Origin of the sequence: Acidiferrobacter thiooxydans, assembly GCF_003333315.1 — a bacterium.
In the GTDB taxonomy this organism is placed as follows: Bacteria; Pseudomonadota; Gammaproteobacteria; order Acidiferrobacterales; family Acidiferrobacteraceae; genus Acidiferrobacter; species Acidiferrobacter thiooxydans.
In genome coordinates this window covers 393,368-409,485 of sequence record NZ_PSYR01000001.1, presented here as the reverse complement: position 1 = coordinate 409,485, position 16,118 = coordinate 393,368, and the positions used below count along the sequence as shown (strand labels likewise).

The window sequence follows — 16,118 nt, the reverse complement described above, 5'->3', positions numbered from 1 at the left end:
AGGCTTTGGCGCACGCTCATAGCCCCCACCGGTTGCGCCACTCGACGCCACTGCCGACGACCCGCATATGACGCCCGCGCGTCGGCAGCGGCGGGACCATCAGCCGTCCCCAGATATCCTGCCATAGGGTGCCGGAGTTCGCGCCGATAAGGCCCAGGGTTGCCGAGCCTCCGCTATTTAGACCGCTTGAGCCAGTAAAGAAGCCGCTGCTCCCGTTATGAGCGCTGTCATAATCGTCCACCGTGCCGTCGACCTTGAAGCCATAATTGGAAATATAAGCGCTCGTCACAGTACGGCTTCCGAGTTGACTTAGGGTAAAGAGCGTACTCGGCTGGTAGAGCTGGATATCAAAGCGCTGCAAGGCAGGATCCACATTATTCATGTAGATACTGCGTTGCGGTGTCCAGAGCGTGAGGGTGTCGGTAATTTGGCCATCCGCTATCGTGATTGGGTTGGCGTCCGCCATGATCGTCGCATTACGTGCAAATAAGCGGCTAAAGAGAACTGGGCCCAGCGAATTGAGAGTCAAGGAAACGCGACGTGCGACCCCATTGCCAAAACCTGTCACGCCGAGCGACAGAGTATTGCTGTAAGGGTGACGGATGCCGAGCGTAATACGTCCGGCACTAAAATCGCCGCCGTTTTGGAGTGTAAGCGAAGGCAACACCAAGGCCCCGCGGGTCGCCAAGGCCACTTCGGGGGAACCCACCTGCCGTAGGTCAATGACCCCCGCCGGCGCCGTAGCCGTCGCGCTCAAAAGTCCCCCTGTCGTAATTGTGTCGCCATAAATATTGGCGGCCAGGAGGGAGAGTGTGCCGCGCGCCGTCGCCGACCCAAGGGTCATGTCGCCAGTCGTCTGTAGCGCGCCGTTATCAGCGCCGAAGGTCCCCACGTTGATGGCGCCCGTGGCACCCGAGGCAGTGACTGTGGCGTTGCCGCCAGCGCTGAGCGTGGTCGCAGAAAGGGGGCCCGAGGCCGCAAGCGCCAAATCGGCATAAGCTGTGGCCGTTCCTAGTGTCATGGGACCTTGAGCCGTCACATCGAGCAATCCCCGTTGGGCCTGCAGGCTCGGGGCATCGAGCCCCATGAGATCCGAGATGGCAATGGGTCCATTGACGCTGGTCGCCGTGAGCCACGGCAAGTCGACAACGAGCGGGCTGCCGGCAGTGCCAATGCCGGAGCCTGCCGTCAGTTGCGTCTCACTCCCGGCACCTGTCGCGGTGATAGTTGTCACACCAGTGGCATTGCCGACGATATCGCCGCCGGCCGTCAGATCGACCAATAATGTCGCCGTACCGGGCGCCTCGGTCGTGGTGAGGGTTCCTAACGCCATATCGCCGGCAGTGGTCACGTTCACGGCGCCGCCGCTGCGAATGGTCTGGATAGTGGCATTACCGGCAACGGACAGCGATGCCGAACCCCCTGACAACAGAGTACCCGCGGAAAGATCTTCGCCGGTCGCGATATCGAGCGCACCACCCGCACGGATGGAGTTCACGTTGAACGTACCCGTGAGGGCGTTGGGTGCCAAAGGGGCATTAAGGCCTATGTAACCCCCGGCGGTCGCCGTCAGACCGCCGGCCCCCGGGCGTACTGTCAGAAGATCGCCGGGCGTCCCTATGTCGCCGCTCGCATTCAAGGTGACCGAGTAGGCCGCGGCATTTGTGAGACCCAACAGCCCTGCCGCCACAAGACTTCCGTGGGTGGCGTTCAGGATCAACGCATTGAGCGCGGACACCTGGGCCAGGGTCAAATTGCCGGCAAGCTCGGTCACATAGGCGCTATCGCCGGCCGCCGCAGAGAGTTGGCCCTTCACATCCACTTCGATGGGCGATGAGGCCCCACCGATGCTGCCTGTCCCTGCGGTCAAGGCTAAATTACCGCCCACGGTAATCGCGGGTAGGCCCGGCCCTACGGCAGAACTCATGCCCTGCGACACTGCCAAAACAGCGTTGCCGGCCGCCCTTATGCCAGCCAAGGTGAGCGACCCGGCGGATTGGATAAAGACGTTGCCAGAACTGGTCGCGGCCAAGGTGCCAGTGGCATTGACGAACAGCGGGGCCGTCTGTGTGATCGTCAAGAGCAAGGAAGAGCCGGTACCGCTTTGGGTCACTTCACCTGGCAAGGTAGCGAGCGCCAGCGCGGCCGCCTGGGTGGAGCTCAGCGTCCCGTCGATGATTTGGCTCACAGACACCGTCACCGGGGTCGCTGTCGTCCCGATATCACTCCCATGGGCTATCAGCGTGACGTTATGGCCAGACACATTCGGGCTGGCACTCCCGACCAGGGTCCCGGTACCGCCCGCCAAGGCTTGGTTATCGAGCTCGTAGGTCAACTCATCCGCCGTCCAGCCCGCGTTTTTCGTCATATTTGTGAGCTGAGTTGCCAACGTGCTATCGGTGGCCGTCGACGGGTTCGTGTTGCTGGCCCAAAAACTCGCCCAGGAACTCGTGCCCTGGGCCACCGGCGCCAAGACACTCGCCCATTGGCTCCCAAAATGGCTGCTAAAAAAGCCCGTGAGGCTCGCATACTGACTCTGGGCATAGGCCGCAGGCGTCATTCCGGCGGCAGCCGCAATTGGCGTAAAGAGCGTCACGCCTTCTTTCGTCAAAGACAAGGTCGTCCCTTGCACCGTCCCGATGGCCGGGTTAATTAGGCGCTGGTAAGCCGCAAAATTGGCTTGCGCGAGCGACTCAAAAGACGAAATCGAGGTTTGATCGACAGCCTTGGTAAACGCAGCTTGACCACTGGTCGTAGTCGGCTCCTCAAGGGTCTTCAAGGACGTCCAGACCGTCTGCATCTGCGCTTGCGAAAGCGTGTCAGCCGGGGTCTCGGCGCGCGCATCAAAAATGCCGCCACTCGCCGTCACATAGACATTGCCGGCACCAGAAAGGATCTGTCCCACCACGAGGTTGCCATCCGCATTCAGGCCTATGGAACCTGTGGCGCTTGCGTTGACGACACCGCCTATCAGACCACCGGCCCCGTTAGCGGTGCCGACCGCCTCCACTGTCAAGGGGGCAACACTGCTCCCGATGCTGCCCTCGAGGCTTACCAGATTAATATTATTGCCATAAACGTAGGATCCCGCCCCACCGCTGAGAGTCCCTGCGGCTGTGATATCCACATTACCGCTTGCAGCCACGCTGGCGTTAAAATCACTTGCCGTGATGTCCGTGGCGAGGTAGGGGGCACTTAAGACACTGGGTGTTGTAGCCCCGTCCGTGAGTTGCGCCCCCGAGCCCAAATCAAGATGGATAGCTCCGTTCGAGCTCGCGGCGCTCACATAGCCGCCCGCGCCGAGGCTTGCCGTCAGGGCTTGCGCGCTCGAGCCGATATCGCCACCGGCTGCAAGCAGCAAAGAGGCGGTACTTAGGCTTGCGGTACTCGCTTGCGTAATGGTACCGCTACCTCCGGTCGCATCGATCGCCGTCAACCCATCCGGATTGAGGATCTGTCCGTCCAGAATGACACCGGCCGGTGACGTCACCGAGACCAGGGCTTTTTGGCTATTACTGAAATTGATGGCGATCGGGTTACTTGCATAGACCGAGTTGGTCGCAGTCAGCGTGCCCGAGGTAATGATATCGAAATACTGCCACTCGGGCATACTGTAATGACAAGAGCTATCACCACTACATCCATGATAAACAACTGCCTGATCAATACCGGAGGCAGAACCGCTCAGCGTTGAGCTAAAGGGGTTGGTATTGTTTGACCCGGTAATAACACTGCCTGAGCCGGACGACCAATGGGCCGTCTGGGTGGCCTGGCCGCTGGCGTTCGCCCACGACCAATTGCTGACCGTAAAGTTGGAGCTATTGTAGGTACGCGTGACATGGGTGGTCTCGCTCCACTGGTAGCGCAAACCCGCGGCGGGGTTGTAATCCGTGCTGCCGCCCGCTTGGTGAGTCACAAGCTGGGCGTTGGCAAGGGACGTGGCGCCATTGCTATTGTTGTAGATGGACAGCCCACCGCCCTGCTGATAGAGGTACCACCAACGATTCTGCTTTGCGGGCTGAAGGGTGTCGATGATCTTGACCTCGCCGATCGCCCCAATGCCGGTATCGATGTTATTGACGACGACCGGCGCCACGGTCTGGTTGTTCACAACCACCTGGCCGTAGCCGTCGTTAATGCTCACTTGGCCATTGGGATCTGTGCTGATGATGCCGCCGTCCAGCATCACAAAACCGCCGCCCGCAGCGTGTACCGCGTTCAGGGTGATCTGGTTAGTGGCCGCATTATAGGTGGCGGTGATCGGCTGGTCGCCGGCGTTGAGGGTCTGGCTTGGCAGGACGTAGGTCGCGGCGGGACTGAACCCTAGAGCGCGGTACTGATCGTATATGCTCTTCAACAAACTCAGCTCGCCGTTCAAAGTGGCGGGCAGGGACACCGACCAGTTGGTGGGCTGGCCGCTCACGATCCGGCTATTGATATCGATATACTCGGCGACAATGCCGATCGGCCCGCCGCTATTGGTGACGCTCCCGCTAGCACCCGAAAGATTGGCGTTATTATAGGAACTCTGCGTATAGGAGAGGGTGGCCGTCGGTATCAATGGGTAGTCGTAACCGCTTCCGCTACCAGGGCCGCCAGAGTACGTTTGGCTGGCGGGTGAGGCGCTGGAAGACGATGCGCACCCACTGCCGACAGCCGGCATGCAGTCGCCGAAATAGTCGGAGGCCAGACCGCCGACCACATCGGATTCGCCGCTCGTCGTATTGCCGTCCGGTGTATCTTTGGATTGGTCATACGTATCCGTAAACGGTTGACTCGGGGGCGTCTGCCATAAGGTCGCGTACGTAAGACTGTCGGCCGTGAGCGTGCCCGCGCTATTGAACGTGGCGTTCACGATATCCACGACCGCCTGGTCGGGACTTTGGGGCAGGACCACGGTGTTCAAGTAATTATACCAAGCTGCCTCGGGCGAGGTTCCGGAATGATAAGTCTGGCCTGGCAGGTAAGTAACGAAGGCGCCATTGGGAATGTCGATGATTTGCTCTAAAGCCGTAATGGTGCCGAATTCCCCAAAAGAGCCGTCGACGTTACTGATCTTAACATCGCTGGTCACGCCCTCTATGGCGCCCGTCAGGAAAAGAGCCGGCCCCTCGTTATTGTCCCCGGTCCCGACTGCGCCGTTATAGGCCTCGGTCATAGAGATCGACGGCGTCCCGCCCGCGTTGACCTGGTTGATAGAAAGACCCGCGGCCGTCGCCGCTGATGTGCCGGCCGCACCCGTAAAGTAGACGTTGCCGCCGGTGGCAGCGGGGATATAAGCCCCATCGACCAGCAAATAATCCGGGCTGTCATTTACGACCGTGATCTGGGGGGCGCCGTAGGCGGTGAGCGATGCAGCGCCCGAAATGCCGCTGGCATGCACCGTGACATTACCGGCCGCCGCGTACAGTGGCGAAAGCTCGGCGGCCGTGACGGGAGTCGCCGAGACATAGGACTTCAGGAGATTGATAGCGGCCGAGCCGGCGTCCGCGACCTGGGCGCTTGAAAGCGAATTGAAAAAGTTTTGTGGCGAGAACGCCGTATCAAACACGACATTGACCGGCGCGCCGCTCTCGCTCACAGAGCCTGCGGCATTGACGGTCACAGATTGATTATGGAAATAGCCGGCCACAAAAGTGCCCGCGAGATTGACGGCAGACGTAAGCGACATCGAGGGGTTGCTGGAGCCATCGGTAACCGGGATAAACTCAAGCTCATAGCCATGTCCGGTACCATGGGCCGTCGGGGTATTGGTTCCTCGGTACGAGAATAGGTAAATATTGCGGCCGCTGTCGATTACGTCCCCGGTGCCGGTCGTGAGTGTGCTAGCACCCCCTACGGCCGCAGTGGCATCGGCGGTGGGAATCGCAATCAATCCGCGGACGTAGGATTGCGCGACCGCCGAAGGCGCGATATCGGTGGTCCACAAACCATCACCGCTCTCCCCGGCACTTAAGGTCACTGAGCCGTAACCGAGCATGGTCACATCATTACCAAGCGTAACCGACTGTTGGGCTTGGATATCCGATGTGGCGTTGGCGGAGGCCACTCCGGCCACACCCCAAGTGTGGGCGTAAGCCGCATTTTGCACGTTATCGAGAGAATAGGTGCCGAGCCCTATCATGCCGTAACTGAAGAACGAGGCCTTATCGCCGACCGTCACAGCATTCGTTTCGCTCACGGTGGTCGTCGAATTGACCCCGGCGCCTTCGATCGCGCCGCCGCTATTCAAGATGGCCTGATCGATACTCTCTACGGTGTTATCGGCGGTCACGAGGATGCCGCCTGTGTTCAGAAAGGGATCGAGACCCGACACCAGCTGGGCTTGCGCGCCGATCAGGGCGGTTGCGGATTCGGTGATGGTCGTCTGACTGACCGCCGCGGTACCGTTCAGTAGGCCGCCGGCGCCGGCGTCGACGCTGTCCTGACCTTGACTGTCCTCGATTGCGGTATTCGCGGCCGTAATATCGAGAGTCCCCATGGCCTGAAGCGTGGCATTCGGGTCAACCTCGGCCACGGTCGTGTTGCTAAGGGTGTTATTGGCAAACGCACCGCTCGCGCCGGCGGCCGCCGCATTGACGCTGTCGGCGCTCGCGAAATAATGAGTCGTGTGGGTAGCGCTCACCGTGATCGCGCCACCTGTCAAAGCGCTTGTGCTCGGATTGATCGAGCCCTGGGCCCACAGATGACTACTGGCCCCAATATCGGCTATGGTCACCGCCGCCGTCTTGGTGGTCGCAACGGCCGCATCACCAGCCAAGACCCCGCCGCTACCGGCGATTGTGGTCGCGTAGTTGGTATCGTTGCCGTTTGCCTGTATGGCAATCGTGCCAGTGCCTATCTGGCTGACAGACTGGGGGCTTACCGTGGTATTCGTACCAAGGCCCGCGTAGGTCGTGGCGGTCGATTGGGAACTGGCCACCGAGGCCCCGAGCGCCAGCAGGCCCGCGCTGACGCCCGTAGCCTGGGACTCCTGGCTACTGTCGTCGCGGGCCGAAACCGTAATGGTGCCGTTCGGCAATTGGATCCCGTTTACTGCGGTGGTGTTGCTGCCGCTGCCCTGCAGGGTCCCCGTATAGGCATTGACGGTCGCGGCGTCGAGCGCCGTTGCCGTGGCAGCGCCCGCGCCTACCAAGAGCCCGCCGGTCCCGGCCGTGGCATTGGCGGCCGCTCCGGCGCTCGTCGCGGGCGGGGCGATAAGCGCCACGATATTCAAACCCGTGTCGTGAGCCAGATTCGCGCCAGTCGCCACGAAGGCATTCACAACCGGCGTCACCTGCGCCACGGCAATCGACAGACCCAGACCCACGGTGGCCGCGACCGAGACTCCCAAGGCATTGGCGCTCGCCTGCGGGGTATCTGTGGCCTGCACCGTGATACCGTTGAGGGCATCCTGAATGGTGGCCTGCGGCGCGATCTCGGCCGTGACCCGATCGGCGTCCGTAGCCGCCGCCGCCGCACCGGTGCCCGACACGATCCCAGCGGCAGCACCTGTGACGTTCGCACTGGCGGCCCCGTTGGCTTGCGCCGTGACCTGCACGGAATTCGCGTCCGCCGTACCGCCCAAGACGGCGCTCACCGTACTTTGGCGCGTGGCATCCCCCACCACCACACCCACAGCCCCCGCGCCTGCCGCCGCGCCGACGCCGCTACTCGTGACCGACTCGCCGTCCTGGGCGCTCACCGTAAGCCCGCCAGGGCTTTGGATGGCAGCATTCACAGTAGCCGTCACCGCATTGCCGATCGTGCCGACCGCAATCGCTGCCCCCAACCCGAAAACAGGCCCAGCCCCGCCGGCGTATCCGGTCACGCTGACCGCTGGGCCATTCGTGCCATCGTGCGTAAGCGCCAAGACCGAGACGCTACTGGCCGTGACTTGGCTGCCGCTTATGAGGGCAGCTACCGTATCGTTTAAGGTCGTGACCGCGACCCCGGCCCCGACACCCAGGGCACCCACTGAGACGGCGCCGGCGATATTGCTGGTCGTCGTGCTATCGGTGGCGGTCACCGCGACGGAGCCGGCAGAGACACCGCTTGCGGCAATGGACGCTGTCGTGCCGTCCGGGACAGGACCCGTCACAGCGGCACTTGCATCGAAGGTTGTGGATTGACTTACGCTTGTCTGCTCGGATGTCGTGAGGCTACTATCGCCGCCTGCGCTATTGCCGGCCGTGCCCACAGAACTTACGGTGCTAAGCGAGTGGCTCCCGTTCAAAGCGGTCAGGGCCTGGCCGCCGCTGGCGCTTCCAGCCAAGATAAGGCCCACGGCCCCGGCCCCGGAAAAACCTGCAGAAAGACCGGCCGTAGCGGACACGAGCGCAATAGACTTGGTCGATTGCGCCTGCACGAGAACCGCACCGGTGGTCGCGACCTGGGCGTTATTGATAGCGGCCGCCACAGTGCTACCGAGCACCACGACATTGGCCCCGATACCGATACCGGCGCTGTACCCGGCCGCAAGCGCGCCGGCATAACTTTGGATAGACGTATTATCAATGGCCGAGACGGTCGCCGTCTGCGCCGTGAGCTTCGCGTCCTGGACGGTGGCAGTCGTCGTATTTTGTAAAACAAGTACCGCCACTTGTCCTGCGAAGGCCGCGCCGCCTACCGCACCGCTCACAGCCAGCGTCTCTAGATTTTCTAAAGACGAGGCCGAGACATTGGACGCGCCGGTCACGTTGACCGTGGTCGCAAGCCCGCTCTCTCCAAGCCATGCTTGCGTACTGTCTTGACCATCGACGACCAGTACGGTCGCGGCAAGGCCGGCTGCGCCGCCACTGATCGTACCCGTCACGAGACCTTCAGCGGCGCGGCTTTGGGCACTGATGGCAAGACTGCCGCCATCTAGCTGGCCGCCGGCGACGTAGGCGTTGGTGTTGTCCTTGAAAATATTAATAAGACCCGTGCCGGCGGCCCCGACGATGCCAGCCGACAGGCCCGCAGCGAGCCCGAGGCTATCTTGGGAGCTGCGCGCGGTCACGGTCACAGCACCCGCGGCGCTCGTCTGGTCCGACAAGAGATAGGCATTGGTCGTGCCGTTGAAGGTATTGACGCCGACTGCGGCACTGGCTGCGACGTCGGTCGCGCCGGCGGCGGCGCCAAACACGAGATTTGCGCCAAAATCATGGCGGCTCGCCAAGATAGATACCGTTTGACCAGCCGCCGGGGTACCGGTCTGATTGATATTCGCATTTTGGGCGTAAGCGCTCGTCGTGCCCCCCAAAACGTTCGTCACGGCATCGGCGTTAAGCGCCGCCGATCCCGCCGGATCAAACGACATACTGACACTGGTCGCAAGCCCACTGACGGCATTCAAGGACTCGGCATTGACGGCCAGGCCATGGACCTGCAGCGTGCCTTCGGCCAATCCCGGTGTCACGTAATCCTTATACTTCTTCAGGTTCTGTACCGAAGGTGTCTTCGTGAGCGCCCCGTTGGCGACCGTCAAAAGGCCGGTCCCCTGGGCCAGGGCCGTGACGCTCGTGGGCGTCGTCCCGCTATCGCCGATAAAGGCGTTGGTGCTGTCGTTCAGGACGTTGACTGTGACGCCCAGGCCAATGCCGGCCGTCGCTCCGCCTATGGCCAAGGCCCCGGTTGCGGCACTGATAATGTTCGCATCCTCGGCGGTCACGCCAATGTTGTTGAAGGCCGCGACCTGCGCACCCTGGTCGATATCGGCGTTTGTGGCCCCCGTCAGGACATTGGTGGCAAGCGAGCCTGCGGCGCTCACTTCGCCGCTCACCGCCACACCCGCGGCCGTAGTCGAGATCCCGTTCGCAGTCGCGGCGCCCACGGTCAGATCGCGAACCACGAGATCCCCGCCATGGACATAGGCGTGGGTCGTGCCACCGATGCGGTTGACCGCAATGGCGACCCCGACCGCACCCGTGCCGGCACCTGCGGCGCCGGCGGCACCGGAGTCTATGGTTGCGTCGTTTTGGGCACTCACCGCGACACTCGCGTTCGTGTCAGACAGGCTCACCGTGTTTAGGCCGGCACGAACATTTGTGCCGATATTGTTGCCCGTTGCCGCCCCTGACCCCGCGCCCGCACCACCGGCGCTCCCTACCACCCCGAGACTTTGGACCACGCCTGTTGCCTGCGCCGTGACCGCGATCGCCGCAGTCCCCGTAACACCCAAAGTGCCGCCTAGGCTTGCCGTCACCGTGTTGTCGATGCTGTTGGCGCTCACCGCACCCCCGACGCCGACGTCGCTCCCCACGGCCAGTTGGCCCGCCAAGGACTGGATCGTGCTACTGTCGGTCGCGGCTACGGTCAAGCCCGCGGTGCTGCCGCTGATATTGCTGGCGCTGGCAGTCGTACTGTTGGTAATGACGTTGTCCGTGTTCGCCCCACCTACGGCGACGCTGCCTGCACTGATCGCGCCGCCGGCGGCCACCGCCTGGATCGTGCTGCTATTCACAGCCGTAAGCGCCGCGGTCGGAATGGCCAAGGTCGAATCCGTAAGCGCAGCTTCGGTCGTGTCACCTATGGTGTTGACGCTCAACCCGATACCCACGGCAGCGCTACCCGTAGAGACTGCGGCATCGCCCGCAATCGCGAGAATCGAACCGGTCTCGGAGGCCTTGGCAGTCCAGCTTAGGGCATTAAGAGTGCTATGGTTCGCCTCGACTTGGGTGGTGTTGGTAAAGGCGTTCCAGCTCAGAGCCCCACCCAGCGCTACCCCTTGGCTACCGACCCCGGCGGCCGCCAGGGTGTGGATCGCGGCACTATTGTTCGCCTTTTCGTTCGCCGCCCCAGTGACCGTCACAGTGGCCCACTGAACATCGGCAGAGGTCGTATTCCCCATGCTGTTATAGCTCACCGCAGCCCCGGCAGCGACGCCCTTTGAATAGGCGATATTGCCGGCAAGCGACCAGATAGCCCCGCCGTTGCTGGCTTGCTCATCCAAGCTCCCAGCCGACACGGTGGTGAGGTTTTGGGTATCGGCCGAGTTACCGATGGTGGCCACAGCCCCATCGGCGATCTGGTTGACCGTGATCGAACCTACGCCCGCGAAATTACCGGTCGCAACGCCGCCGCCCACGGCCAGCCCTATGATGGTGGCCTGATCGGCGGCCTTCACGTTGACTGCGCCGATTGCGGTGACAGTACTGTCGGCAATCGTCGCGTCATAGTTCGAATGGATCGAGTTATACACGACGGACAGGCCAACGTTATTGCCGCTCACCTGGATATTACCGGCAATCGCCACGATCGCCGAACCCGAGAACGCCGGTAGCGGCGAACCCGAAAAATTGAAACTCATCCCGGTATCGGAGGCGCTGGGGGCGCCGACACCGGATGTGAGGAGCGTTGTCAAGGCACTATTCGTGCCGCCTGATTGCGCGCTGACAGTGACCGTGCCGCCAGAAACCGTAGCTCCGCCGGTAATGCTTGCCTTATCGGTATTTCCGATATCATTGATAGCGAGACTGGCGGCACCGGTACCGCTACCTGTATTAGTCGAAACGGCGCCCACGAGCGCCATAGTCAAAATTTGCGTGGCATCGAGCGCCTGCACGCTCACACTGCTCACAGCCGTCACACTGCCGCCGGTAAGGGCCGCCGTGAGGGTGTTGTCGACCTCATTGTAACTGAATGCCACCCCGACGCCGGCCTTGCCGCCACCGAAAAACGCACCGCCCCCATCCCCTATGGCGGTCTGATCATAGGCCGTGATATCCAAGCTAGGGCTCGCAGACGTGCCCGTAAGGCCACTTAGGGTGCTAGTCGTATCAGTGGCGCTCACCGTGCTTTGTGCAAGCGTCAAAGACACCGATCCCGCGCCCTCACCGCTCGTGCTGCTGCTGTTGGTATTCGCGGCAATACCCAAGGCGACGCTCACCGCCTCCCCGCCGGTGGCCGCGGTAATGGCGGCATTCTGGACGTTGCTGACAGCGCTATTCGTCAGCGCAGCGCTCGTGGTATTTCCCAGTATGTTGATGGCGAAAGCCGCGCTCACCGCGGCACTCCATTGGCTGCTGCCCTGGCCGGAGAGCGTCAAGGCCCCACCGCCGGAGGCCGCCACGGTTGTCGTTTCGTTAAGCGCCTGAATGAGCAAGCCCCCGTTGCCGCTAGCCACTGTCGCCGGTAATTCGATATTGGCGCCATCGACATAGGCCTTGGTGCTCACGTTACTGACGTTTACGGACGCGCTTCCGGCCACTGAGAGGCCGAACTTCGGTCCCGGCGTGCCGCTGCTGGTCCCCGCGGCACTCGAACTCCCACCCTGCCCCGCAGACAGTTCGTTGGTGCCGGCATTGGCACCGGTATTTCCGGCCGCCGCCGTCGTGGCGTTACCCGTAAGCCGGGCCTTGACGGCGGAGATATAGCTCGGAATATTGCTGATGATATCCGTGGGCGAGGATCCACTTCCGCCGCCGCTCCCGTTGGCCGACTGCGTATTACTGCCGCTCGCCTTGGCGCCGCTCACAGATAGAGACAACATCTGGCCGTCGCTCGCTGCCGTGACCGCCACCGATCCCGCCTGGATCAATCCGCCGCCGGCGAGCGTCGACTGGGTCGACGGGTCGTCTGCGGCGTTGTCGCCGATATAGGCCGCCGTGTCGGTCTTGATCGAATTGACGGCGATACCGACACCCACACCGGCGCTGTTGGACAGTTGGACGGAGCCGGCAATATTGAGAAGCTGCAAGGCCTGAACGGCGTTCACTTGCAGCTCTTGCGCCGCGGTGATCTGGGCACCGCTACTCACCGAGGCGTGGGTGGTTTCATCGAGATTGAGAAACGACAAGGCCCCCGAAACCCCAAATCCGGAACCGCTTCCGGCGCTGGGGAGAAGGGCGATGACCGTGTCTTGACTGCCGGCGTTGACCGCGACACCGCCATGAGTCGTATTGATGACCGCGTTACCGATACCGGCGATTGTGCTGTCTTGATACCACACACCCTGAAAGGCACCGCCGGCTGAGGCGTTGCTTCCGCCCTGCGTCCCAAAGAACGTCAACCCGACGTTTCCTCCGACATCGATACTTTGGGCAATACCGGTCGCCTGGACGGCTACGGTATTGCCGAAGCTCCAGCTTGGAGCGGTCCCCGTCAAGGCATAGCCGGTTGCGTTCCACGAGCCTGATGTGCCCGTGGCGTCTATGGTTGCGCCATCACCTATAAAGGCAAGAGAGCTGTTATTGGTTTGCAGCCAATCGACGGCGCCGGCCAGTTGGGCACTTGTCGACTGCGCGGTGGCAGTCGATCCGCTCGTGATGACCTGCTTATTGAGGCCGAGCGTCCCGTTAGCCTTGCCCATGAGATTGCTGATCACTGTCGTGGGGCTGGTCCAGTCCGACGGCCACCAGGTGACCGAGATCGGTAGGCTTGCGGTGGATGCCACCCCGACGTGGGTAGCATCGATCGTGGTGCCGTTACCGATCGTCGCGTGCGCGGTGTTGGTAAAAAAGCCGATGGCGATGCCGGCCGACACCGAATAGGGGGTCGAGGGATTAGTACTGGTGCCTGCCGATTCTGCGGTCTCGGAATTCACTGAGGCCGCCGCATTACTGCGTACGCCCGAGGTCACAGTGTTGGCGACCACAGCCACGGTGCCGCCCGAATCGACGACCGGCGCCGTGGCGCCCGTTTGCGTAGGATCGGCTGCGATGGTGGCGCTCGAATTGATATTGCTCGTAGTAAACGCCATGGCGCCTGCTACCTTGAACGGTACCGAGGTGCCGCCGCTGCTCCCGCTGCCCCCACCTGGGGCGCTGGCCGACGGCGTCTCGCTGCTGACCGTGCCTAACGCCGAACCCGACCGCGATAGCGCAAAATTGCTGATCGCGGTATTGGCCCCACTCGCCGCCTTGAAGGCGTACTTTAAGAGGAAGTTGGAGCCGCTGCTGGCGCTCGCGGCATTGGCATCGTTGGTAGTGATATTTTGCGCTTGTACCAGGACATTTCCGACCGGATTGGCCGCCGTACCCACATTCGCACTGTCGCGCGCCGTGGCGTTGACGTTATAGTCCGCGATCGATAGTCCGATCCCCGCGAGGCCCGCGTTGTTGGCCATCGCCGTGGCGCTGGTCGAGAGGCTATTTTGATTGTCGGCGGCGATTGTGACATCGCCACCACTGATATGGGCGCCGCCGGCGATCACGGCCGTGGTGTTCACGTGTGCCACACCAATCGCAAGCGCTGCCGCCCCTTTGGCACTTTGACTCGTGGTCAATGCAATGGCCGAGGCGCTTAAGGTGTCGTTATTATGGGCGGCGACGGTAAGACTCTTCGTGGCATCTATGGTGGCACCGCCTGCAACCGTGACATCGGCGGTTCCTGTCACATTGCCATAGGTCACGGGAAGAACGATGCCGCTTGCCGAAGTGAGGGCCAAATCCAGCGATTTCGCGGTTTCAGAGGCCTGTGAACTCAAGCTTATGGTGCCGCCTGTGAGGACCGCGCTAGCTCCTACCGTGAGCCCTGCGTTCGCCTGGGCGTCCACATAGTAGAGACTCAGTCCCGGCCCTTGGCCGGACAGTACGGTATTGCCGGCCAAAGTGGCATAACCCGATGCCCCTGAACCCGAATAGGAAGAGGTCGCGCTCGCGGTCGCCGTGGCATTTATGGTGTCGGCACTGACGGTCCCATCGAGGGTCACACTACTTGTCGTCGACACAAGCCCGGAGGGAGCGCTCTGGCTTGTGGTTGCGTCTAGCGCGACAACACCGCTTGCAGTCGTACCCGATGACAAGGCATCCAGCGCGGAACCGGCATCGGCAGTGATGACGGGGGCTGTCAGATTGATTTGGCCCGCGGCCGTACTCGAGGCACTCACGGTAGCCGCGGCAGAGACCACGATACCGTTGGCGGCCGTGACCGCGATGGTCGCACCGGGCGCGGTAATGGAGCCCAAGGTCACAAGCCCGCCCCCGGTCCCGGCGGCCGCACCGCTAAAACCAGTACCGGCGTTGAGCGCGACATTGCCGCCGCCGGTTTCGATTGACGATCCGGAATTGAAAACGATATCGCCGGCACCGCCCGCCCCACCGGCATCAAGGGTCAGGGTGTTCCCCGCCAATAGACCGGACAAATCGACATTGGCGGCGGCCCCCGTAGATGAACCGATGGTGATCTCGTTTGTGGCGCTCAGCGTGATATTGGTATTGCCTAGGGCTTGCAGTGCGCCGACTGTCATCACATTGCTGGTCGATGAACTGGCACTGCCATCAACCAGGAAGAGATTGGTCGGATCGAGGAGGAGATTACCGCGGAGACCATGGGGCGCCCCGGTATTGACGAGTCCGTCGAATATGATGCCATGGGTCGCCGATACCTCGACCTGGCCTCCGTTCCCCGACCGATCCCCACCACGCGCCCTAATGGCGCCGGCATAGTCCGTCCCGTTCTGACTCAAAACGGTAACGGACCCCCCGTTACCGGCAATACCGGCGCTGGCGTCCAGGATCGCGCCATGGGCTATCGTCGTGGTATCCGCGGCGACTGTACCATGCGATCCCACGCCTACTCCGATTATGCCACCACCCGCAGGCCCGGAGGCATCAAGACGAGCAGTCGATGCCAGATCAACATGGGGCGCTGTGACCCTGATCGTTCCCCCTACAGCGCCGCCGGCCTTCAGGGTACCCGCCACGCTGACTTGCGTGGCCCCCGTGATGACGATACGCCCTTGGCTCTCGGTCATGCCGGAGGCCTCGTGAATCCCACTGACGTTCACGACATGACGAAAGATCGTACCAGCAGCATCGGCACCCACAGTTGCGGTGCCGGCGTAATGAACGATACCCGCATGGAGATCGACCGCATCAAGAGCCCGGATCTTACCGTCGACTATGACTACGCCATCCGGCGACTGCGGTGCGCGGCCCGCCAAGAGCGTAGCGGTATCGGCGGCGTTGACAACGCCGGTCGAACTGACCAGTTGGCGCAAGAAGCTCTGGGTCGGGGTCGTTACCGTGAGACTCCCCACATTCATGGCCCCGCTTCGGCCAACGACCAAACCATAGGGATCCGCGAAAAACACATGGCCACCGATATGGCCTTGGCTGATGCTGTTTATGGTGCCATCGACCGTGGTCGCGGCCCCGGTCACGATATTAATGAGATTATGGGTGCCCGTGGGAACAGCAATTCTCAATGTGAAGCGA

At 62.1% G+C, this 16,118-nt stretch carries 1 protein-coding gene; it reads right to left on the bottom strand.

Features of this window, described 5'->3' with window-relative positions; translation table 11 throughout:
* Nucleotides 1–16 precede the first annotated feature (16 nt).
* Nucleotides 17–16,108, bottom strand: coding sequence for a leukotoxin LktA family filamentous adhesin (locus C4900_RS02055; protein WP_114282228.1), 16,092 nt, complete (start codon nt 16,106–16,108; stop codon nt 17–19).
* Between the last annotated feature and the right edge of the window lie 10 nt (nt 16,109–16,118).